General features: G+C 64.5%; 22 protein-coding genes. 10 read left to right on the top strand and 12 right to left on the bottom strand.

Annotated elements, in window-relative coordinates:
• Position 1 precedes the first annotated feature (1 nt).
• Positions 2-1,600, bottom strand: coding sequence for a GMC family oxidoreductase (locus tag ABIG06_RS22840; protein ID WP_124159573.1), 1,599 nt, complete (start codon positions 1,598-1,600; stop codon positions 2-4).
• 200 nt (positions 1,601-1,800) lie between these two features.
• Between ABIG06_RS22840 and ABIG06_RS22835 the strand changes: the two genes are divergently transcribed.
• On the top strand, positions 1,801-2,589 hold the full coding sequence (locus tag ABIG06_RS22835) for a thermonuclease family protein (RefSeq protein WP_370138714.1): 789 nt from the start codon (positions 1,801-1,803) through the stop codon (positions 2,587-2,589).
• 221 nt (positions 2,590-2,810) lie between these two features.
• Here the strand turns inward: ABIG06_RS22835 and cyoD are convergent, their stop codons facing one another.
• The 4 genes from cyoD to ABIG06_RS22815 are packed head-to-tail and all read right to left on the bottom strand — an operon-like array spanning position 2,811 to position 6,658.
• Positions 2,811-3,197, bottom strand: coding sequence for a cytochrome o ubiquinol oxidase subunit IV (gene cyoD / locus ABIG06_RS22830; protein WP_124159575.1), 387 nt, complete (start codon positions 3,195-3,197; stop codon positions 2,811-2,813).
• The gene (locus tag ABIG06_RS22825; protein ID WP_124159576.1) at positions 3,194-3,835 is read right to left on the bottom strand and encodes a cytochrome (ubi)quinol oxidase subunit III; all 642 of its coding nucleotides are present in this window, start codon (positions 3,833-3,835) and stop codon (positions 3,194-3,196) included. The genes cyoD and ABIG06_RS22825 overlap by 4 nt, the downstream gene beginning before the upstream one ends.
• The gene (gene cyoB, locus ABIG06_RS22820; protein WP_370140892.1) at positions 3,835-5,835 is read right to left on the bottom strand and encodes a cytochrome o ubiquinol oxidase subunit I; all 2,001 of its coding nucleotides are present in this window, start codon (positions 5,833-5,835) and stop codon (positions 3,835-3,837) included. The genes ABIG06_RS22825 and cyoB overlap by 1 nt, the downstream gene beginning before the upstream one ends.
• The gene (locus ABIG06_RS22815) at positions 5,825-6,658 is read right to left on the bottom strand and encodes a cytochrome ubiquinol oxidase subunit II (RefSeq protein ID WP_370138713.1); all 834 of its coding nucleotides are present in this window, start codon (positions 6,656-6,658) and stop codon (positions 5,825-5,827) included. Before ABIG06_RS22815 ends, cyoB begins: the two co-directional genes overlap by 11 nt.
• 257 nt (positions 6,659-6,915) lie before the next feature.
• Between ABIG06_RS22815 and ABIG06_RS22810 the strand changes: the two genes are divergently transcribed.
• A complete protein-coding gene (locus tag ABIG06_RS22810; protein ID WP_370138712.1) occupies positions 6,916-7,716 on the top strand; it encodes an SDR family NAD(P)-dependent oxidoreductase in 801 nt (266 codons plus the stop codon).
• A 228-nt stretch (positions 7,717-7,944) separates the two neighbouring features.
• On the opposite strand, the gene ABIG06_RS22805 is transcribed toward ABIG06_RS22810, so the two are convergent.
• A complete protein-coding gene (locus tag ABIG06_RS22805; RefSeq protein WP_370138711.1) occupies positions 7,945-9,282 on the bottom strand; it encodes a PQQ-dependent sugar dehydrogenase in 1,338 nt (445 codons plus the stop codon).
• A gap of 226 nt (positions 9,283-9,508) precedes the next feature.
• Between ABIG06_RS22805 and ABIG06_RS22800 the strand changes: the two genes are divergently transcribed.
• The 3 genes from ABIG06_RS22800 to ABIG06_RS22790 all read left to right on the top strand — a co-directional run bounded on the left by ABIG06_RS22800 (position 9,509) and on the right by ABIG06_RS22790 (position 12,045).
• Positions 9,509-10,699, top strand: coding sequence for a urate hydroxylase PuuD (locus tag ABIG06_RS22800; RefSeq protein ID WP_370138710.1), 1,191 nt, complete (start codon positions 9,509-9,511; stop codon positions 10,697-10,699).
• Positions 10,700-10,843: 144 nt separating this feature from the next.
• Positions 10,844-11,701 (top strand): VOC family protein, encoded by an 858-nt coding sequence (locus tag ABIG06_RS22795; protein WP_370138709.1) that lies wholly within the window; start codon positions 10,844-10,846, stop codon positions 11,699-11,701.
• Positions 11,702-11,769: 68 nt separating this feature from the next.
• Positions 11,770-12,045 (top strand): hypothetical protein, encoded by a 276-nt coding sequence (locus ABIG06_RS22790; protein ID WP_370138708.1) that lies wholly within the window; start codon positions 11,770-11,772, stop codon positions 12,043-12,045.
• Here ABIG06_RS22790 and ABIG06_RS22785 read toward each other — a convergent pair.
• Positions 12,042-13,073, bottom strand: coding sequence for a L,D-transpeptidase family protein (locus ABIG06_RS22785; protein ID WP_370140891.1), 1,032 nt, complete (start codon positions 13,071-13,073; stop codon positions 12,042-12,044). The two genes, ABIG06_RS22790 and ABIG06_RS22785, sit on opposite strands and share 4 nt — an antisense overlap.
• A gap of 182 nt (positions 13,074-13,255) precedes the next feature.
• Between ABIG06_RS22785 and ABIG06_RS22780 the strand changes: the two genes are divergently transcribed.
• The gene (locus tag ABIG06_RS22780; RefSeq protein ID WP_370138707.1) at positions 13,256-14,218 is read left to right on the top strand and encodes a lytic transglycosylase domain-containing protein; all 963 of its coding nucleotides are present in this window, start codon (positions 13,256-13,258) and stop codon (positions 14,216-14,218) included.
• A 42-nt stretch (positions 14,219-14,260) separates the two neighbouring features.
• On the opposite strand, the gene ABIG06_RS22775 is transcribed toward ABIG06_RS22780, so the two are convergent.
• Positions 14,261-15,385 carry a DUF1236 domain-containing protein gene (locus ABIG06_RS22775; protein WP_370138706.1) on the bottom strand — a complete coding sequence of 375 codons (1,125 nt, stop codon included), beginning with the start codon at positions 15,383-15,385 and terminating at the stop codon, positions 14,261-14,263.
• A gap of 107 nt (positions 15,386-15,492) precedes the next feature.
• On the opposite strand from ABIG06_RS22775, the gene ABIG06_RS22770 reads away from it, so the two are divergent.
• A complete protein-coding gene (locus ABIG06_RS22770; RefSeq protein ID WP_124159586.1) occupies positions 15,493-15,954 on the top strand; it encodes an NUDIX domain-containing protein in 462 nt (153 codons plus the stop codon).
• A 79-nt stretch (positions 15,955-16,033) separates the two neighbouring features.
• Here ABIG06_RS22770 and ABIG06_RS22765 read toward each other — a convergent pair whose 3' ends face one another.
• On the bottom strand, positions 16,034-17,017 hold the full coding sequence (locus ABIG06_RS22765) for a Bug family tripartite tricarboxylate transporter substrate binding protein (RefSeq protein WP_370138705.1): 984 nt from the start codon (positions 17,015-17,017) through the stop codon (positions 16,034-16,036).
• Positions 17,018-17,446: 429 nt separating this feature from the next.
• On the opposite strand from ABIG06_RS22765, the gene ABIG06_RS22760 reads away from it, so the two are divergent.
• Both ABIG06_RS22760 and ABIG06_RS22755 read left to right on the top strand, forming a co-directional pair.
• A complete protein-coding gene (locus ABIG06_RS22760; protein WP_370138704.1) occupies positions 17,447-18,082 on the top strand; it encodes a hypothetical protein in 636 nt (211 codons plus the stop codon).
• Entirely contained in the window at positions 18,049-18,348 is a 300-nt protein-coding gene (locus ABIG06_RS22755) for an HGGxSTG domain-containing protein (RefSeq protein ID WP_370138703.1), read from the top strand. Before ABIG06_RS22760 ends, ABIG06_RS22755 begins: the two co-directional genes overlap by 34 nt.
• A gap of 134 nt (positions 18,349-18,482) precedes the next feature.
• On the opposite strand, the gene ABIG06_RS22750 is transcribed toward ABIG06_RS22755, so the two are convergent.
• The 3 genes from ABIG06_RS22750 to ABIG06_RS22740 form a co-directional block, all read right to left on the bottom strand.
• On the bottom strand, positions 18,483-18,665 hold the full coding sequence (locus ABIG06_RS22750; RefSeq protein WP_370138702.1) for a hypothetical protein: 183 nt from the start codon (positions 18,663-18,665) through the stop codon (positions 18,483-18,485).
• 170 nt (positions 18,666-18,835) lie between these two features.
• On the bottom strand, positions 18,836-19,060 hold the full coding sequence (locus tag ABIG06_RS22745) for a hypothetical protein (protein ID WP_370138701.1): 225 nt from the start codon (positions 19,058-19,060) through the stop codon (positions 18,836-18,838).
• A gap of 142 nt (positions 19,061-19,202) precedes the next feature.
• Positions 19,203-20,633, bottom strand: a complete 1,431-nt coding sequence (locus ABIG06_RS22740) for a TAXI family TRAP transporter solute-binding subunit (RefSeq protein WP_424578391.1) — start codon at positions 20,631-20,633, stop codon at positions 19,203-19,205.
• A 221-nt stretch (positions 20,634-20,854) separates the two neighbouring features.
• On the opposite strand from ABIG06_RS22740, the gene ABIG06_RS22735 reads away from it, so the two are divergent.
• The gene (locus tag ABIG06_RS22735) at positions 20,855-22,099 is read left to right on the top strand and encodes an MFS transporter (RefSeq protein ID WP_124159592.1); all 1,245 of its coding nucleotides are present in this window, start codon (positions 20,855-20,857) and stop codon (positions 22,097-22,099) included.
• Positions 22,100-22,109 lie beyond the last annotated feature (10 nt).

Genomic DNA, 22,109 nt, shown 5'->3' with positions numbered 1-22,109 from the left:
CTCAATCGAACAAATTGGCGAGGCGCTGCTTCATCTGGTCGGCGATGTAGAGCGCGAGGGCCTGGATGGTGGACGTCGGGTTCACGCCGCCCGAGGTGACGAAGATGCTGCCGTCGACGATGAAGAGGTTCTTCACGTCGTGCGAGCGGCCCCATTCGTTGACCACGGAACGTTCGGGATCGGTGCCCATCCGCGCGGTGCCGAGGAGATGCCACCCGCCCCAGGGGATCGGATTGTTGATGCAGATGTCGGTCGCACCGGCGGTCTCGAGAATCTCCCGCCCGCGCGCCAGCCCGTGCTCCATCATTTTCCGGCTGTTCTCGCTGATCGTATAGTCGACCTTCGGCGCGGGGATTCCGTGACTGTCCTTCAGCACGGGATCGAGCGTGACGCGGTTGTGCTCCTCGGGCAGATCCTCGCAGATCGCCGACACCGCAAGCCGATGACCGTTGAGCTTGCGGAACACGCGATGATGGTCGGCGCCCCATGGCAGAATGCCTTTCTGCTCGCTCGCGACCGCCTCGAACACCGGCCCCGCGCCGCGGCCGAATTGGATGCCGTAGCCGCGCACGAAACCGCGCGACAGGTCGGTGTCGTAAAACTCCTTGCTCCACAGGCAGGTCGGCGGCGCACGATTGCTGTCGGTCGGCTCCTTCACAAATCCGTATATCTGCGCATAGGGATGAAACATCAGGTTCTTGCCGACGAGGCCGGACGAATTTGCAAGCCCATTGGGAAAGCGCCCCGAGGCCGAGTTCAAAAGCAGGCGCGGCGTGCCCACGCCGTTGCAGGCGATGATGACGACGTGCGCGGGCTGAAACTGCTCGACGCCGTCCTTGTCGTAGTAGACGACGCCCGAAGCCATGCCGTTCTCGTCGGTGGTGATCTCCCGCACGCGGCAATGGGTGCGCAACTCGACCCCGGCGCGGATCGCATGCGGCCAATAGGTGATGTCGGTGGAGGACTTTGCGCCTTGCGCGCAGGCCGGCGTGCAATGGCCGAGATTGATGCAGCGCGCCCGGCCCTCATAGTCCATGGTCGCGACCGTTGTATCCGACGGCCACCAGTGCCACCCGAGCTTGTTCATGGCCTTGCCGATGATGGCGCCGGACAATCCCATCGGCTGCTGCGGCATCGGCGGATGCGTCAGCGGGGAAAGCGGATCACCTGACAGGCCGGACGTACCCATCATGCGGTCGTTCTCTTCGAAGAACGGGGTCAGCGCGTCGTAGTCGATCGGCCAGTCGTCGGCGACGCCGTCGAGCGTCTTCACCTTGAAATCGGAGGGATGCAGCCGCGGCCAATGCGCGGTGTACATCACGGTTGAGCCGCCGACCGCATTGTAGTTGACGACCTTGATCGGGGAGTTGTCGTCGTTGATCGGGTAGTCCTCGGGGCGGCCGCGGACATTGGGGCTCGACGACCACTCGCCGTAGAATTTGGCCTCCCAATCCCGGCCGGTGCTGGGATATTCCGCTGGGTTCATCCAGCCGCCCTGCTCCAGGCAGAGGACGTGCATCTTGGTCTCGGCCAGCGACCACGCCACCGCCGCGCCTGAAGCGCCGGCGCCGATGATCAGGACGTCCACGGGGTCTTTCATCGCAACTTCTTCCTCCCCCTCGCCGCTTCCCGGGCGATTCGGCCTTTCGCGGCTAGCGAGGCCGGCGAACGATAGGGTCAGAGCGACGGCCGAGTAAAGCCGCGAGGCCGGAATGTCACACTTCGCAGGGTGCAGACCATTGGTATCGCCACATCCCGATGCTAGGAACGAGACGCACGAGCCATCGATAGCGAGACCGTATGTCCTTCCGAAATTTCTTTGCCAGCGCCCGCGCTTTTGCGCTCGTTTCGTTTTTCGCCTTGTCCGGATTTCTGGGCACCTCCAACCCTGCCTCGGCGCTGACCGGCGCCGCGACGGCCCGCGACGGCAACTCCATCCAGCTCGGCGACGTGATCTATCGGCTGGACGGCGTCGATGCGCCCGAGCTGGACCAGGTCTGCATCGACGATCACGCCGATGCCTGGACCTGCGGCATCGAGGCCCGCGATCAGCTCACGAAGCTGATCAAGGGACGCGTGGTGCGCTGTGACGATGTCGGGCCGGAAAAGAGCTTTGGCAAGCGGCACCGGGCGATCTGCACGGCCGAGGGCGACAAGTCGACCTTGAACGAACAGCTGGTCAGGCTCGGCTTTGCCGTCGCCCGGGAGCCGATCAAGGCCAACGTCAAGCCCGTCGCGGCCGAAGCCAGGACAGCCGCCGCCGGAATCTGGAAGGGCTGTTTTGTTGCACCGCAAGATTTTCGCGCCGGCAAGAAAGACGGCACGCTCCTGGGCACCGCCTGCCGGCCCGACCGCGACAAGGAGATTCGCGCCGTGCTGTTCCCGGAGGAACTGACGATGCCGCCCAGCTGCAGCATCAAGGGCAAGCTTGCGGTGCGCGCCCGCGTGACCGGCAATATCGGCATCTATCATTTGCGCGGTTGCCCGAGCTATCCCGCGACCACGAGACCCGACCGCTGGTTCTGCTCGGAGGACGACGCCCAGGCCGCCGGCTTCCGCAAGGCCTATAATTGCCGCCGGCCAAAATGAACGGGCGAGTTCCGCACCTGTGAGTAGTATTCCGACTACGTATTGATCCGGGATTGAACTTCGTCGGCAGTTGCTGCATTTGTATGCGTACGCGAGCGCCTTGCGCGAGCGTTTCCTTGGCAACAATCCGGCTCCGGCCCGATTGTCTTTGCTCGGGCGTTTCCTCCCTAGACTTGGCCGCTTGTCACGAGCAAGCGGCCGTTCTTTTCTGTGCGGGTCTATCACTGCATCCGCATGATCTGGTCCATCGGCGGCATGTTCGCATTGAGATGCGCCATGATCCACACCGTCCCGCCCACCACCAGGAAGACGACCAGCAGCCCGAAGGCGAGCGCCAGCACGTTGTTGGTGTTGTCGGGCCCCGTGGTGATGTGCAGGAAAAACACGAGATGCACACCCATCTGTGCGATCGCAAGCACGATCAGCGCGACCGGAATCGAGGGCTGCCAGACCAGGTCGGTGCCGGCGATGAAGAACGACGTCGCCGTGAGCAACAGCGCCAGAACAAGACCGACGACATAGCCCAGGATCCGCTCACCGACGCCATGCTGCTCTTCCTCGCCCGGTGCGAGGTCGTGCCCGGCCGGAATATGCGTCTGATCGCTCATGGGGCACCCCCAAGCAGGTAGACGACGGAGAACACCCCGACCCAGATGATGTCGAGTGCGTGCCAGAACAGCGCAAAGCACATCATCCGCCGCAGCACGTCGGCGCGAAAGCCTTTCGCAAAGACCTGGGCCATCATGGTGAGCAGCCAGAGCACGCCGGCCGAGACGTGCAGCCCGTGGCAGCCGACCAGCGAGAAGAACGCGGTCAGGAACGCGCTGCGCGACGGACCGTAGCCGCGGGCGACAAGGTCGGCGAATTCGCGGAACTCGAGCACGAGGAATATCAGCCCGAGCACGCAGGTCACGGTCATGCCGAGATAGAACCAGAACCGGTTGCGTACGTCGGCGGCGATACTGGCCATGCCGCAGGTGAAGCTCGAGAGCAGCAGGCAGACCGTCTCGATCGCGACATTCCTCTGCTCGAATATCTCCGCGCCCTTCGGGCCGCCGGCAGTCTGGCCGGAGAGCACGGCATAGGCGGCGAAAAAACAAGAGAACATCACGATGTCGGAGAGCAGGAAGATCCAGAAGCCGTAGGCGGTCACGATCCGCTTCGGCGCGGGTCCGGGATGCTCGATAACGAGCCCGATGTGATGGGGATCGGCGTGCGCGTGGCCAGCGGTCGCGGTCATCGCCATCAGACCGCCCCCGCCATGCTGACGAGGCTGCGCCGTTCCTCGATATTGACGCGGTCGATTGCCGCGACCTGTTCGGCCGGGATGACGTATTCGTCATGGTCGCGCCAGGCGAACACGACGAAGGTCGCGAACGCGCCGATGCCGCCCAGGATCACCATCCACCAGATGTGCCAGATCAGCGCAAAGCCCATGATGGTGGCGAAGAACGCGCAGACGAAGCCGGTCGGCGAATTGCGGGGCATCTCGATGTCCTGATATTCGGGCACTTCGTGCTCGAGCGATTGCTGCCGGGCGCGGGCCTTCATCTCCCAATAGGCGTCCTCGCCGCGCACATCGGGATTGAAGGCGAAATTGAACACCGGGGGCGGCGACGACGTCGCCCATTCCAGCGAGCGCCCGTCCCAGGGATCGCCGGTGCGGTCGCGCAACGCCTCGCGGTTGCGGATGCTGACCACGAGCTGCACGATCTGGCAGATCACGCCGATCGACAGCACGGCCACGCCGACCGCCGCAACGATCATCCAGGGCCGCCAGGACGCGACGTCGTAGTGTTGCATTCGGCGCGTCATGCCGAGCATGCCGGCGATGTAGAGCGGCATGAAGGTGACGTAGAAGCCGAGGAAGGTGAACCAGAACGCGGCCTTGCCCCAGCGCTCGTCGAGGCGAAAGCCGAACGCCTTCGGAAACCAGTATTCGAAGCCGGCGAAGGCGCCGAACAGCACGCCGCCGATGATGACGTTGTGGAAGTGCGCAACCAGGAACATGCTGTTGTGGAGCATGAAGTCGGCCGGCGGCACCGCGACGAGGACGCCCGTCAATCCGCCGATGATGAAGGTGACCATGAAGCCGACCGACCACAGCATCGGCGTCGCAAAACGGATGCGGCCGCCATACATCGTGAACAGCCAATTGTAGATCTTCACGCCGGTCGGTATCGCAATGATCATGCTGGCGATACCGAAGATGGCGTTGACGTCGGGCCCCGCCCCCATCGTGAAGAAATGGTGCAGCCAGACCATGAAGGAGATGACGCAGATCGCCATGGTCGCCAGCACCATGGAGCGATAGCCGAACAGCGCCTTGCCGGAGAAGGTCGAGACCACCTCGGAGAAGATGCCGAAGGCGGGCAGCACCAGGATGTAGACCTCGGGATGGCCCCAGGCCCAGATCAGGTTCATGAACATCATGACGTTGCCGCCGGCCTCGTTGGTGAAGAAGTGGAAGCCGAGATAGCGGTCGAGCAGCAGCATCGCGAGCGTGGCGGTGAGGATCGGAAAGGCCGCGACGATGAGAAGGTTCGAGGCCAGCGTGGTCCAGCAGAACATCGGCATGCGCAGATAGTTCATGCCCCTCGTGCGCAGCTTGAGCACGGTCGTGACGAGATTGATGCCGGCCACCAGCGTCCCGACACCGGAGATCTGCAGCGACCAGGCGTAATAGTCGACGCCGACACCGGGCGAGTAGGCCAGCTCCGACAGCGGCGGAAAGGCGAGCCAGCCGGTGCGCGCGAACTCCCCGACCACGAGCGAGACGTTGACCAGCAGCGCCCCGGTCGCGGTCAGCCAGAAGCCGACCGAATTGAGCGTCGGAAACGCGACGTCGCGCACGCCGAGCTGGAGCGGCACGACGAGGTTCATCAGCCCGATCACGAACGGCATCGCCACGAAGAAGATCATGATGGTGCCGTGCGCCGAGAAGATCTGGTTGTAGTGCTCGGGGGGCAGGTAGCCCTGCGACTGATAGGCCACCGCCTGCTGGATCCGCATCATGATGGCGTCGCTGCCGCCGCGCAGCAGCATCACCGAAGCCAGCAGGATGTACATGACGCCGATGCGCTTGTGATCGACGCTGGTGATCCATTCGCTCCAGAGATAGGGCAGATGTCCCTTCACCACGACCCAGGTCAAGACGCCGAGGATTGCGACCAGCACCACCGCGCCGGCGACGAGCGGAATCGGTTGATCAATCGGAATGGCCGACCAATCGAGCTTACCGAGCATCATGGCCTCCACTGTGCGGACGGCCCGCTTCGGATGCGAGCTCCGGCCCCGGCCCCGGCGGAATGTGCTGGCTCGCGATCAGGTCGAACAGCCGCGGATCGTCCAGGCGGTAGACAGGCCGGCCCTTCTCGATGCCCTGCTGCATCAGCTTCTTGTATGTGTCCGCATTCAGCACCGCATCCGTCCTCGCCGTGGTCGCGACCCATTCCGGAAAGGCGAGCGGCGAGACCACGTTGACGTCGAACATCATGTCGGGAAAACCGTCGCCGGAGAAATGCGCGGACAGGCCCTGGAGCTTGCCTTCATTGTCGGCGCGCAGGTTCAGCTTCGTCACCATGCCGTTCATGGTGTAGATCATGCTGCCAAGCTGCGGGATGAAGAACGTGTTCATCACGCTCGACGATGTCAGCTGGAAATTCAGCTCGGCGCCCGCGGGCACCGTCAACGTGTTGATGGTGGCGATGCGCTGGTCCGGATAGATGAACAGCCATTTCCAGTCGAGCGAAACGGCCTGTATCCGCACCGGACTTCCGGTGCCCGGCACGGGCGCGGCCGGATCGAGCTGATGCGAGCCGATCCAGGCAACGCCGCCGAGCAGGATGACCGTGAGTGCAGGGATCGACCACACCACCATTTCCACCCGGCCGGAATAGACGAAGTGGGGCTGGTAACGCGCTTTCGGATTCGAGGCGCGAAACCAGAAAGCAAAGCCGAGGATCGCGATGATGGTGGGTACCACGATCACGAGCATGATGAAGACGGAATCGACCAGGATGGTGCTGTTGCCCGCGGCCACGGGCCCTTGCGGATCGAGCAGATTCATCGGCAAGCCACTGGTAGTTGGGAAGCCCCGGGACTGAGCCTAGCGCGGGAAAGGCTCCGGCAGCAAACGCCGAGGCCTCAGAACGGTTCCTGGACTGCAAGGGTCAGTCATGCGCGACAGGCCGGCCGCAGCATGCAATTCCATGTGATGTCAATGACATGTACGCAGGAGCCGCGCGCTTCTCTCCGGACGGGGCGATTGCTAATCTGCACGAAAATAATGGGACGAATGGTGCCCGTACCGGGGAGTGAGCTGTGATGCGCTTGAAGGACAAGGTCGCGATCGTCGTCGGGGCCGGGCAAAGTCCCGGCGAAGGCATGGGCAATGGCCGCGCCACCGCGCTCACCTTCGCGCGCGAGGGAGCGAAGGTCTTGTGCGTCGACCATCATCTGGAGTCGGCGCAGGAAACGGTGGCGATGATCACCGCGAAACATGGCACCGCCGCGGCCTTCGAGGCCGATGTGACCAAAGCTGCCGACATCAAGACGATGGTGGTCGAGACGCAGTCGCGCTGGGGCCGGATCGACGTGCTGCATAATAATGTCGGCGTCAGCCTCGCCGGCGGCGACGCCGAGCTGCTGCAGCTGACCGAGGAGGCGTTCGACCGCGTCGTCGCCATCAATTTGAAGAGCTGCATACTCGCCGCGAAGGAAGTGATCCCGATCATGCGCGCGCAGAGAGGCGGCGCAATCATCAACATCTCCTCGATGGCCGCGATCACGACGTATCCTTATGTCGCCTACAAGGCGACCAAGTCGGCGATGATCGCCTTCACCGAACAGCTGGCGTATCAGAACGCCGAGTACGGCATCCGTGCCAATGTCATCCTGCCCGGCCTGATGAACACACCGATGGCCGTCGACACCCGCGCCCGCGAATGGCACAAGACCCGCGCCGAGGTCGAAGCCGAGCGCGACAGCAAGGTGCCGCTGCGCAGGAAGATGGGCACCGGATGGGACGTCGCAAACGCCGCGCTGTTTCTGGCATCCGACGAGGCGAACTTCATTACGGGTGTGACGCTGCCGGTGGATGGTGGTGCCAGCGTGCGACGGGGGTAGGTCGTTCTTCTCCCTCTCCCCGCACGCGGCAGCGCTATCGCATATGAGATGTGGCTATGGGCACCGGCTGTCTCCACAACGTCGTGGCCGGGCTTGGTCCCGGCCATCCTCGCCTTTCCACACAGCACACAGAACGTGGATGCCCGGGACAAGCCCGGGCATGACGACCTCTGCAGAATTCAAATGCGATTTCCCTGCCGCGTGCGGGGAGACGCGAAGCATGCTCGGTCACCGCGAATATGTCACCCGCCAGATCGTGCCGTTGCCATCTTCCGAAACGAGCAGCGATCCATCCTTCGCCACGGCGACGCCGACCGGACGCCCCCACACCTCCGAGTCGCTCACGACGAATCCCGTGACGAAATCCTCATACTCGCCGGTCGGCTTGCCGTCTTTCATCCGGATGCGGATCACCTTATAGCCGGTGCGCTTCGAGCGGTTCCAGGAGCCATGCTGAGCGGCGAAGGCGTCACCCTGGTATTCGGACGGAAACTGCGTGCCCTGATAGAAGGTCATGCCGAGCGAGGCCGAGTGCGACTGTATGAGCACGTCCGGCACCGTCACCTTGTCCTTGAGGTCTGGGCGCGCGCCGGCGTGGCGCGGGTCCTCGTTGCCGCCGATGTAGAACCAGGGCCAGCCGTAGAACGCGCCCTGCTTCACGCTGGTCACGTAATCGGGCACGAGATCGTCGCCGAGGCCGTCGCGCTCGTTGGTCGAGCACCAGGGCAGACCGCTCTGCGGCTGGATTGCGAGGCCGACGCAGTTGCGGAGGCCGGTGGCGTAGATCTTCCGCTCCTTGCCGTCGGGATTGAAGGCCAGCACGGTGCCGCGCTCGGTCTCGCTCGCCCACGCTGCGCCGAGCGGTTGCGCTCTCGACCACGCCTCCATTCCGCCCGGCGGCGTGCCCATGCCTTCGGCAACGTTGCTGAGCGAGCCGACCGAGACCAGCATGCGCCTGTTGTCGAGCGTGAAGGCGATGTCGCGCGTGGAATGGCCGCCGTCATGCGGCAGGCTTGCCACGATCGTCTCCGCCTTGCCGCGCGCCTTGAGATCGCCGGCTTGATAGGGAAAGCGGACGACGCTGTCGGTGTTGGCGACATAGACCCATTGCGGATTGTCGCCGTTCGGAAAGAAGGCGATGCCGAACGGCTGTCGCAATCCGCTGGCAAACACCTCGTTGGTCGCGACCTTGCCGTCCTCCCCGGCGCGCAACACGCGGATGTTACCGGCCCGTGTCTCCGCGACGAAGACGTCGCCGTTCGGCGCCACGCGGATGATGCGCGGCGCGCGCAGGCCTTCGGCGAACAGCTCGATCTTGAAGCCCGCCGGCACCTGGGGCGAGGCTTCATGCGGACGCGGCACGACGCGCGCGGAACTCGCAACCGAGCGCGTGGCGCCGGGCCTGACCAGATCGTGCGGCTGGATCAACCTGACGGTGCCGGGCCTGTCGGCCCGCCAGTCGCCATAGGCGTCCTTGCCCTGCAACACCGGCTCGGCCTGCGCGCCGGCCGCAACTGCAGCCAGCAGCCCCGCGGATATCGCCGCGTACGGAGTCCTGTTCTTCACGTCGCCTTCTCCCCACCTGGACGTACAGGTCGTCAACGCCATTCTTCCGCAAACGTTCTGCGGCAAGTCAAACACCCGCCGCATTCGACGTCAGCTCATGCCCGCACGATGTGCATCAGGTGCACCCATCGTACTGGAAAACACCGCAGATAGATGCGACACATTGTAAGGGTTCGGTTGCGGTCATCAAAGCTGCGACATCGCTGTCGTGACTGATGGGAAGATCATGTGGGGATCCGTCATATCGGAATGGGCGAGCCTGCTGCTGCGCTGGCTGCACGTGGTGGCGGCGATCGCCTGGATCGGCAGTTCCTTCTATTTCATCGCCCTCGATCTCAGCCTCAAGCCTAGACGCGACCTGCCCGACGGCGTGCAGGGCGAGGCCTGGCAGGTCCATGGCGGCGGCTTCTACCGGATCATGAAGTATCTGGTGGCCCCAAGCCAGATGCCGGACGAGCTGACCTGGTTCAAATGGGAAGCCTACACCACCTGGCTGTCCGGCTTCGCGCTGATGGTGGTGGTTTACTATCTCGAGGCCGACCTGTTCCTGGTCGACAAGGCGATTCTCGACATCACGCCGTTCCAGGCCGGGCTGTTCAGCTTCTGCAGCCTCGCGCTGGCGTGGCTGCTCTATGAAGCCGCCTGTCGCACCGGGCTTGCGCAGCACGAATTGCCCTTTGCCATCGGCGGCTATCTGTTCCTGGTCGCGCTGACTTACGCCTTCACCCACGTGCTGAGCGGCCGCGGCGCCTTCAACCAGATCGGCGCGATCATCGGCACCATCATGGTCGCCAACGTCTTCGCGCTGATCATCCCGAACCAGAAGAAAATCGTGGCCAGCCTGATCGCGGGCCAGGCGCCCGATCCGAAGCTCGGCAAGGCCAGCAAGGAGCGTTCGGTCCACAACAATTATCTGACGCTCCCCGTCGTCGTGCTGATGATCAGCAACCACTATCCCCTGCTCTACGCCACGCGCTTCAACTGGATCATCGTCGCGATCATCCTGGCGCTGGGGCCGGTGATCCGCCACTTCTTCAACGAACGGCACGCGGGGCGCGAATCGCCGTGGTGGGTGTGGGGCGTGGCGGCAGTCGGCATGGTCGCGATCTTGTTCCTCTCCGCGGCCGGCCCGCGCGAGATGAAGACCGGCGCGCTGCCAGCGCAGCCGACGCTCGCCAATGTCGAGGAGATCGTGATGTCCCGCTGCAGCATGTGCCACGCGGCCGAGCCGGTCTGGGCCGGCATCGCGACCGCCCCGAAAGGCATCCTGCTCGACGCGCCCGAGCACATCCATCGCAACATCCGCCTGATCGGCCGTGTCGCGGCCTGGTCGAATGCCATGCCGCCGGGCAACATCACCGAGATGACCAGCGAGGAGCGCGCCGTCCTCGCCGCCTATCTTGCGCAGGCGCGCTGATCCGCCTCGCACGAGGATGCGTTGCGCGGAATGAAATTCCGCATCTGCCGCTGAATTGAAAATGACTTGACCGCCTAACCGGCGTAGACATGACCGGCAGCCGCCGGCGCGGCCCAAAATCAGCTTGCAATCGGGGAAAGAACAGTGGCCCTCAAGAACGTCATCGGTATCGACCACGCCGTGGTCATGGTGAAAGACCTCGACAAGGCCGCCGAGAACTACCGGCAGCTCGGCTTCACGGTGTCGCCGCGCGGCACGCACAGCGCGCATATGGGCACCGGCAACTACACCATCATGTTCGACCCCGACTATATGGAGCTGCTCGGCGTGCTCGCTGCGACCGAACAGAACGCGCCGGCGCGCGCCTTTCTCGACAAGCGTGGCGAAGGCATCGAGCGCATCGCTTTCACTGCGGTCGATTCCGCCGCCGGCGCCGAAGAGATCCGCGCACGGGGCCTGACGCCGATCGGCCCGACCGATTTCGAACGGCCGGTGACTCTGCCCGACGGCACGGTCGCGGCGGCGAAATTCCGCACCTTCATGTGGCCGACCGCGGAAGCGCCCGGCGGCGTGCGCATCTTCGCGTGCCAGCACAAGACGCGGGAGACCGTGTGGATTCCCGAACTGATGCAGCACGCCAATGCGGCCAGGCGGATCAAGCAGACGCTGATCGCAACGCCCGAGCCGACGGAGGAAGCTGCGCATCTCGGCCGGCTCATCGACCGCGCGCCGAAGCCCGAGGCGGACGGCGCGGTGACAGTGCCTTCCGGCGGAGATCGCGCCGACTTCGTCTATCTGACCCTGGACCAGCTCGGCAAACGCTATCCCGGCGTACCGCTGACCGATCTCTCCGAGCGCGGCGGGGCCGCGCTCGTGCTGGTCAGCAGCGATCTGGCGGCGACAGAGAAGGCGCTGGGCTCAGCCGCTGTCCGCAGCGGCGACGCGATCTGCGTGCCGCCGGCCAAGGCCAACGGCACCCTGCTCGCCTTCGGTGCCGGCTGATTTGAACTAATTCTTTAACGGGTGCGGCTCTAGGATTCCCGGCGATCCAAGTCGCCGAGACCATAGGCATGTTCAAAGAGGAAGCGCCGATCGCCTATGACGCGCCGGCCGAATTGAAGAAGTGGCCGTCGCTGAAGGGCGAGAGGCTGAAGGACCGGGGCCCGCCCTATCTCGTCTACAACGGCACGCTCGCCGAATGCGTCCGCGAGCTCATGGGCAAGCCGATCAAAGGCATCTCGCTCTACGATATCATGACGAGGCCACAACCGGCCTTCGACCAGACCGTGCTGTCGCCCGGCGATGCCGCCGAGATCGCGATGCGCAAGGATTTTCCCAAGGACTAGTTCGCGGCACGCCTCGCAGCGGGCTTGTCCTGCTGCTTCGACGAGGATTCCGTCGGCGCATCCAGGAAGACGACGGGCGTGCCGCGCCTGACGTTCTCGCCGAGCGCGCGAGCGTCCCAATTGGTCAGCCTGACGCAGCCGTGGGACGCCGACTTGCTGACCTTGTCGGGCTCTGCCGTTCCGTGGATGCCATAGCCCTGCGCGGACAGGCCGATCCAGTACGCCCCCACGGGATTGTTCGGACCCGGCCTGATGTCGAACGGCCGTTTGGATCTGACGCTCTTGAACTTGTAGTCGGGATTGTAGCGATAGGTCGGATTCTCGTGTGTGCCGGTGACCTTCAGCGTCCCCGTCGGAGTCGGGCGATCCGGACTGCCGACTGACGCCGGATAGAACGCCAGCAGAGCGCCGCTTGCGTCGAACGCCTTCAACGTCCCGTTCTTCTTGTCGACCTCGAGCCGGGCCATGCGCGGCAGCTCTCGCCGTGCCGGAACGTTGGCGACGACGATCGTCTCGCCCACCTTGTCGAAGGCCTTGCCCGGGTTGAGCGCCCTGAGCAGATCCGCGCTCATGTGGAATTTCTCGGCAAGTCCTTCGAGAGGGCTGGTGTAGCTCAGCGCCTTCAGCGACTTCATGTCGTCGAGCTTGTTCGGCAACTCCTTCAGGAACGGCCCTCTGACATCAGCGTCGGCGATCTCGTAGCCGGCGACGATCGGACCCTCGCTCGCCGCCGTCAGCTTGTCCCAGAGCTCCGGCGCGATTGCCTTGTCGGATGCGATGCCGTTCTGCGCCGCGAATGCCTTGAGTGCCTTCTGCGCGTTCTCGCCGAGCTTGCCGTCAATCTCGCCGGGCGAGAACTGCGCACGATCGAGCAGGACTTGGAGCTTCACCACCGCCGGACTGAGCTTGTCGGTCGCCGGCGGCTTGGCGGGACGCGCAGCATCATTCACCGCAGACGGATCGAGATTGCCTGCGAGCGCCGGGCCGATGAGCCACAGCGAAATCACCGCGCCAAGCATCGATCGCATCGTCATCGCGCATCCTACTCGCAAGCGGCCCGCGAGGCCGCGGAGAGTTTCTCTTCGAGAACACCGTAGTAACACCGACGGAACCGGCGAGACCGCAGCTTTGCCGCAATCCGACGGTTAAGAACTCCTTGTGCCGGCGCATCGCCGACCGTTCATCCCACAGTTCGAGGTTGTCTCCGCAAATGCGATCTGTCGTCGCGGCTTGCGCCGCATTTCTGATTTTGATGTGCGACCTCGATCCGCCGGCATCCCGGCAAGCCTCACCGTTCCACACCACCTTTCTTCAGAACAATCATGCCTCGCCACTTGTTCCGATGGTCGACCTCTTCGTCGCCAGCGTGCAGGCCATCGAGCTTGCGAACGCGCGCGCGTCCTATGAGGACGTGATCGAGCCACCGCGCGCGGTCGAGCCGGTGGTGCAGGCGCCGGCCTCACCAACTGAACAATTCTGTCACGCGCTTCGTGAAGCCGCCGAGTCCAGCGGCATTCCGGTGCCCTTCTTCGCGCGCCTGATCTGGCAGGAGAGCCGCTTCAAGTCCAACGAGGTCAGCCATGCCGGCGCGCAGGGCGTCGCGCAGTTCATGCCGGAGACGGCCGCCGAGGTCGGGCTCGACGATCCCTTCGATCCGATGAAGGCCCTGCCTGCGTCGGCGAAGTTCCTGCGCAAGCTTCGTGACGATTTCGGCAATCTCGGCCTTGCGGCGGCGGCGTACAATGCTGGCCCCGGCCGCATCCAGAAATGGCTTGCCAGAGAGAGCGAGCTGCCGCGCGAGACGCGCGACTATGTCCGGATCATCACCGGCACCAAAGCCGAAGACTGGATCGAACGGTCGGAGGCGCTGGCGATCCGCATCGACCTGCCGCGCGAAGCACCCTGCGAAGGCATCGGCAGCCTCTCCAAGACGAAGGACGTCGCCTGGGTTCCGGTCCACTTGACGCCCTCGGTCACGATCATCATGCGCAAGGCCGAACAACTCGCCGCGCGCCTGACGGCGAACCGTGCCCGCAAGCGGTTCGCAACCTTGCTCCGGAAGAACGCTTCTGCTCATGGCAAGGCGCGCAGCATGATTGCAGCGCGCGCGGCCGGAAAGAGCGCGAAAGCCCGCGCCGTCCGCCTCGCATCGCGCGAACGGCCCTCGGGTTAGCGTGTTCGGAGCCACGCGCTTGGGTGGCTCCGAGATCCATCGTCAGTCGATCTCCTCGATGACGCGACGCTCACGCGGCTCGATGAGATAGGTCCGCGTGTCGCGGTGGATGTAGCGGTACTCCCGCAGGTCAGGCGCATCCCGATAGACCGTGCTGGGGAATTCCTCGACCTCGACAGTGTCCGGGACGCGATCACCGACATGGATCTCCGTGCGTGCGGTGCTTCCGGTGGTGCGCGCCTCGCTCCGTCCTTCGGTGCGGGTCTTCGCATGCTTGCGGATCACCTCGCGATCGCGATCCGAAAACTTGCTGGCACTGCGCTCGCGCGTGGTCGTTGTCTTTGTTGCCGTGGATTGCCCCGCATAGGGCAGAACCGTCACGATCTTGTACGTGGCCGGATCGACCACGACGATCTGATCTTTCACCAGCGCAAAGCTGTAGCCGCGATATTGCGGAACGATCTCGACGACATCGGGCGGCAGTGTCGAAAGATGAACGTCGCGCGGCACGACGGTGCCGACATTCAGCGAGAAGTTGACGCTGGTCAGCGGCCGAACGTTCAGGCGCGAGATCGAGGTGCTGATGTTGGTTTCCTGCTGCCGGTTGAGATTGACGTCCGTCTGAGCGGCCGCCTGTGAACTGGTGCCGGTGCGCTCGCGCTGCGCCTGGTTGCTGGCTGGCGCGTTCGGCGCCTGTTGCCCCTGGTTGGTTCCCGATGCGGCCGGTGCCTGCTGGGCTTGGTTATTCGTCGAAGGTGGATTGGAGCGATCCTGCGCCTGGTTCGTGTTCGCCGGCGGCGGGTTGGCGCCCTGCTGGGTCGAAGGCTGGTTTCCGGTCGTGTTCGAGCTTGCCGTGCCGCTCTGCGGCCGCGAGGGGTCCGTGCTGTTCGCGGCGTTCGACGTGCCGGAGCCGGAATTGGCGGCCCCAGACGATGGCGCGGTGCTCTGCGCATTCTGCGCCGACGTTCCCGTCGCCGGTGATTGCTGCGGTTGCGATGTAGTCTTTTGCGTGTCAGTCGCGCCCGACGGCGAGGTGGCGGATGGTGCCGCGGAGTTTGACTGTGATTGCGGCGTCTGCTCAGACTTGGTGGTCGTGCCGGGCGATTGCGCAAAGGCGGCGTTCGCCAGCACCAGCCCTAATGCGGTGGTTGCCAACAGGCGGATCATGATTCACTCCCTTTCATCAAATGAACGTTGGTTACTAACCTGCGCTAGAACGCTCCGTTCCACTTTTTCCCGAGCGAAGGCCGTGCCACTTTCCTGCGGAACCTGAGATGCCATCGAAGAGTGCCGGGATCATCGCCTATCGGATGCGCGAAGAGATCGAAGTTCTCCTCGTTCATCCCGGGGGCCCGTTCTGGCGCAACAAGGATCTCGGTGCGTGGTCGATCCCGAAGGGCGAGTACAAGGACGGAGAAGATGCGGAAGTCGCTGCGCGACGAGAGTTCGCCGAGGAGCTTGGCCTCGAGGTGACGATGCCTCTGATGGCGCTGGGTCAGGTCAAGCAACGCGGCGGGAAGTCGGTCACCGCGTTCGCGGCCGAGCTCGACATCGACACCGGCAGCATTCGCAGCAACACGTTCGAGTTGGAATGGCCGCCTCGCAGCGGCAAACGGCAGACGTTCCCGGAAGTCGACCGCGCCGCATGGTTCACGCTCGAAGCGGCGAAGGAGAGGATCAACGCAGGACAACGTCCGCTGCTTGACCGGCTGGCCCAGCTGCCTAGCAGCGGATAGGCTGTCGCGATCCGCCGCTCACGCTCGCGGGAGAGGCAAAGAGCCCGCGGCGCGATCATGCTCCATTTCGAGCGGCGCCCTACTCCGCCTTGATGTTCGCGGCCGCGACGACCTCGGCGAGCTCCTTCGTCTCCTTCGCGATCTTCGCGGCGTAGTCGGCCGGGCCGAGCACGCTCACGACGCCCTGCGAGCCGAGCTTCTCCGCGACCGCCGGATCCTTGGCAGCAGCGATGATCTCCCGGTGCAGCGTCTCCAGGATCGGCGCGGGCGTTGCCTTCGGCATGAAGAAGCCGACCCAGAACGAGATGTCGAAGCCGGGATAGCCGGCTTCCGCGACGGTCGGCACATCGGGCAGCGCGGGCAAGCGCTCGGCCGACGACACCGCCAGCGCGCGCAGCTTGCCGGCCTTCACCAGCGGCACGGCGGAGAGCGGATCGAACACCGCCAGCACCTCCTGCGCGAGGATGCCGACCTCGGCGGCCGAACCGCCGCGATACGGCACGTGGATCATCTTGATGCCGGCCTTCTGGCCGAGCAGCTCCATGGCGAGATGGGCGAGGTTGCCGTTGCCGCCCGAGCCGTAGGCAAGCGCACCCGGTGCGGCCCTTGCCGCGGCGACGAGATCGGCGACGGTCTTGATGTTGGCCGTCTTGGGATTCTCGGGATTGACGACGAGCACGAGCGGCGCCGAGACGACGGTCGTCAGTGGCGCGAAGTCTCCCTGCGGGTCATAGCGGACATCCTTGAACAGCGTCTTGTTCAGCGTGATCGTGGACGAGTTGCAGGCGAGCATAGTGTAGCCGTCCGCGTCCGCACGCGCGACGCCTTCGGCGGCGATCATGCCGTTGGCGCCGGCGCGGTTCTCGACCACGAAGGGCTGCCCGAGCTTGCTGCCGAGGCGATCGCCGATGATGCGCGCGACCACATCGACCGGGCCGCCGGCGCTGAAGCCGACCATGACCTTGACCGGCCGCACCGGGTATTTCTGCGCCAGGGCCTGCGTCGACAGCGCAGAAGCGCACAATCCGGCGATGACTGCCAGCAGGCGGACCGTTCGTTGCATTCGTTCTCTCCCAGGCCTCACAGCGCCGCTTGTGCATGTTTGTTCGTGCGACGCATTCGAGGATCATGAATAGCGGCCACGCCGGATTCCGCAATCACGTTCGGGCGTTGGCATTCCGTCGCACGGCACGTACGACCCCTTCCAAACAAAAAATGCGAAAACAACCCCATGCACAGTAGGCGGCCCCTGTCGAAACAAGGACTTGCGGGGGATGGACGAAATTTTCCGGATTTACGAAATAAACTCTGACGCGTCGGGCAAAACAGTGGCATGATGGCATCATCGCAACAGTCGCGAGCGTCACGGCCTGCCAGGCCGGAGCCGTCCCGGCGCGGTTGCGCCTAAACCCCTCACCGACATTTCGAAATCCGCATTCGCGCGCAGCGGCGAACGGCCGTTCGCACCTGCGCCGCCAGAAGGACACAGCACATGACGACAGCTCTCTCGCGTCCCATCACGTCGCCGCTCGCGGCAAACGATCGCAGCGCCCCAGCCGCAGCTCCGCGCGTCAAGCTCTACAAGCGGCGCATCGCGATCAGCCATCCCGACCCGCAGGCCGGCGAGCGGCTGCTGGCCGAGGCGCTCGGCGCCGCCGACCGCGACGCGATGCACGGCATATTGAGGCAATTGGTCAAGGCCAGTGTGGTCGGGCAGAAGCCCGACGAAGCCAACCTCGCCTTCATGATCTCGACGATCAGGAGCATCGCGCCAAAGGATTCGGTCGAGGCCATGCTGGTGTCGCAAATGGTGTCGGTGCACATGGCCGCGATGCGCTGTGCCTGCCGGCTCGCCTGCACCGACGATCTCGCGCAGCAGGAGGGCATCGCCCGCGCCTTGACCCGGCTCTCGCGCACCTTCGCCGCCCAGGTCGAAGCGCCGAATCGCCACCGTAACAGCGACGAGCGCGCGATCACGGTGCAGAACCTGTCGGTGCAGGACGGCGGACGGGCGATCGTGGGCAACGTCACGCAGCATGCTCATCTGATCGGTGCCCATCCGGACAGCGCGGCGGCCGCGGCCAGCGAAGCAGAATGGACGGACGCAAGGCAAGGCGCCAACGCATGAGCGGCGGTCACGTCCGCAGCACCCGCGCGATGGTGACGAGCCCGCGCTGCGGGGCGCGGACACGCGACGGCACCGCTTGCCGCGCGCCGGCGATGTACGGCAAGCCCCGCTGCCGCATGCATGGCGGCGCGCCGAGATCGGGCGCTCCAAAGGGAAACCAGAATGCACGTCGACATGGAATGTACACACCGGATGGTCGGGCCGAGCGACACCAGGTGAAGACCTTGCTGGAGGACGCTTGGAAGCTTTTGAACGAGTTGAAGTAGATTGCGGCGCGACCTCCGCCGCCAGAGGGCGGAGCGAATAAGAGCGCGCCATTCCCGGCGCGAGACATGATTGAACAAAGCAAAAAAATCTGATGGATCTTTAAGGCAGCAAGCTCGGTGCCGCCGCCATGGCACTAGGGCCGTGTGATCGCCGAATCCACAGGGACGATCTGCAGCCCAGCTGCGTTCAGCGCTTCAGTGATTTGCTTGGCCAGCAGCTTGGCTTCTTCAGTTCCGATTTGAGCGTCGGGAGCGTCCTTGAAGAACGCGCAAACCGTCGTCGCTATGATGGTATTGACCTGGTGCGGATCAACCATTTGATGCACGTCACATTGCTTCACCGGCTCGTTGCTGCGTCAGGCTCGCGAGACCGCGGCGTTCATCGCAAGCCAAAGAACGAAAGAATGGCCGCGATCACAACAATGAGCCCTATGAGGTAGATCAGACCGTTCATCGCAATTCTCCTTTTCGAGGTGATGGCTCGGATTCATTCGAGGGTTGTCTGCGCGTCCCTGGCACTACACTGCTGAGCGGCCAACCTTTCGAGCTCCACTTCCTTCTCGATCGCCGCTAGAGAGTTGCCGATCTTGTCGACGATCCTGACGAGATCGGCATTGGAGATGCGAAGCCGCCTGCGCACCGACTTGACCTGCTCGGCGTTCGCAAGATCGAGCGTTGTGCGAATGGGCCGTGGTGGTCTCGAGGACAGCATGATCAAGTCTCCTTAACCGAGGTAAGAGAGACGATGTCTTCTTTGTTCCAATGTCCGCCAGCGGAAGCCCTCGACCACGAAAGTGAGTATGCATAGGCGATCACTGCAACCGTCGCGCGCACGGAGAAGGCCCCACGACACTTCATCCCCGCGGCGTACCGCCGTGGCTCGCTACCGCGCCTCGAACCGTTTCGAGATTGGTACGCTGCAATGCGGCTCGCCTCTCGGCAATGGCATTGCTCAAGACGTCGAGCACCAGTCCAAAGGCCGCGAGCTCCTCTTGCTCGATTGCGCCGTCGTCATAGCATTCCAGCGTCTCGGCGATGATGGTATCGGCCTCGCGCTGCAATGCCACGAGCTCCTGATTGGATTCCGCGATTCTCGCGCTGGAAACCATGGCCAGGATCCTGTTGCGATGGCTGGTGTTGTCGTCCCTCTCGTTGCGGTTCAAATAGCGGCGCAACCAAGCGGCGGCGGAGCCGATTCCAGAGAGAAGCAGGAGCCCGAACCAGAAATAGTCGCCATAGCGGTCGAGAAACGTGCGTTCGTTGCCGTCGATGACGGCCGCCGCGCCCCGATGGACCTGCAGCTCGGCGTCCTTCTCGATGTCGGGTTTGGTGATGTGTGCGGCGCCTGGGGCCTGCCTCGCGATCGCCTGACGAACGGCAAAGAGCTGGCGGAAAAACGCGGCGACCGTCGCTTCGGGCAGGCTCTTTCTCGCCACGATCAGATGGCTGACGCTGAGAGTTTCAACCTTGTCACCCGGCCAAGCCGGATCCGCATTGAAGACGCTGGGCGGAATCTCCTCCGATTCGTACCGGGGATGCCTGATGGCGATCGCTTCCGATGCCTCGATGGCGAGAAACTTCGGCTCGCCGCGCGCCCGCGCCGTCGCGGCAACGGCGTCGGAGGTGATTTTGCTGTCGAGGGGCCCGACCGCCATGAACGCATCGAGGGTGAGATCGCGCGCGAGTTCATCGATCTGGTCGGTGCCGAACTGCGCCACGGCGACCTTGCCGGGCTGCACTCCGGAGGCGTTCAGAATGACGCGCAGCAGCGCAGGATTCACCGGCGTCCGCCCGATCACGCCGACACGGCGCCCCGAGAGATCGGCGACCTCCTTGATCTTCGGGGACGGCTTTCTTTTCGAACTCTTGCCCGCAAGCCCGGATGGTGCCCAGAGCACGACGAAATTCTTGCGGACGACGGCGACGGTCTGCGCCTCGGCCGGCATGTCCAGGTCGCCGCGGCCGACGGCAAGATCGGCCTTGCCAGACCCAAGCAAAGCCAGCGCTTCCATCGCTCCGTCGGCCTTGACCGGGTGCAGCCTGACAGTTCGGCTTTCGCTGGCGAACGCATCGGCCATCGCCTGAATGACCTTGTCATCATCGCTGCCAGCCGGTCCAACGGCGATCCGGAGAATCTCCGGCCGCAACGCGTAATAAAGTGCACCCGCTGCGACGCCGAAGACGAGAAAGCCAACGGCGAGAACCAACAGCAGGAAATTGCTCCTTCGCCGCTCTCGGCGGGCCGCGTCACTGGTCGTCTGACTTGTACTCTCGGACGAGGACATTGCCGCTGCCACCGCATGTCATGGCGCTTCCTGGTCAGCAGGATACCACGTTTTCCCGGCATAACGTCTTGGCGCCCGTTGTGGTTCACCTGCGGGACCTGGATAAGCGTACCAAGCGAGTGGTCGCGCCCGCCGGCAGGCACTCGGCAGCGCCATGCTGCTTGCCGGCCGCCCCCTCAATCCTGTAACCCCACCCGAAACCTTCTCGGGACGAAACGCTCATGACCACTGCCGCGAACGACGCGGGCACCGCCACCCGCGCGCTGATCTTCGCGCTCGTGGCGCTCGCCTGCGGGCACATGCTCTCGACCTTGCTGCGCACCATTCCGGCCGTGAGCCTCGACCTGATGGCGGCGGATTTCCACATGGAGCCGCAGGCTCTTGCCAGCCTCACGTCGATCTATCCTTTCGCCTTTGCGGCGGCGCAGATCCCGGTCGGGGCGGCGATGGACCGGTTTGGCGTGCGGCCGGTGTCGCTGAGCCTGCTCGCGGGGACCGTGTTCGGCGCGGTCGCGTCGGGGTTTGCGACGGGGCCGGAAAGCTTTGCCGTCGGGCAGCTGATGCTGGGCGTTGCCACCTCGGGCATGCTGATGTGCCCGATGACGCTGGCGGCCAAGCAATTGTCGGCGGCCCGCTTCGGGTTGTGGTCGGGCGCGATCCTTTCGATCGGCAATATCGGCATGCTGCTGTCGTCGAGCCCGCTCGCTTTCGTGGTGGACGCTTACGGCTGGCGCGCCGGGTTCTGGATGTCCGCAATCGGCGGAGTCGCGGTGGCGCTCGCGGTGTTCGCGCTGGTCCCGCACCAGCCGGCCGAGCACAAGGACAAGTCCTCGCCGCTGGCGCAGATGATCGAAGTGCTCAGGCTCGGCCTCTCGCGCCCCTTGCGCGGGCTGATCGCGCTGGCACTGGTGTCGCTGGCGACCTCGCTGGTGCTGCGCGGCCTGTGGGGCGGGCCATGGCTGATGGACGTCAAGGGACTCTCGCGGGTCGAGGCCGGCAACCAGCTCGGCGCGTTCACGCTGGCGATGATCGCAGGTCCCCTGTGCATCGGCATGATCGACCGCAGGCTCGGCCGCCGCCGCGCGCTGGTGGCGGGCTCGCATATGGCCGGGGCGGTGCTGCTGGCGCTGATGGCCTTGGGCGCGCCGCATCATGCGGTCTCCACACTGTTCGGCCTGCCCATGATGCCGCCGCGATACGACCTCGTGCTGTTCGTGCTGATCGGGCTTGCGACCTCCGCCCAGCCGCTGCTGTTCGGCATGTCCAGGCAGCTGGTCGATGCGCAGACCGCGGGCAAGGCGCTCGCGGCCGTCAACCTTGCCTTCTTCCTCGGCGCAGCGCTGATGCAGTCGGTCACCGGCGCGGTGGCGGCGCTCGCGGGCTTGCCGGCCGTGCTGCTGTTCATGGCTGCCATGCTGGCGCTCGGTGTGCTGATCTTCTTGGCTTATACCTCGCGGGGCCCATAGGATGACGCGC

It is taken from the genome of Bradyrhizobium sp. USDA 326, assembly GCF_049739485.1.
Classification (GTDB): Bacteria; Pseudomonadota; Alphaproteobacteria; order Rhizobiales; family Xanthobacteraceae; genus Bradyrhizobium.
The sequence above is the reverse complement of the archived record's forward strand: the minus strand, read 5'-3'. Positions and strand labels throughout refer to the sequence as shown.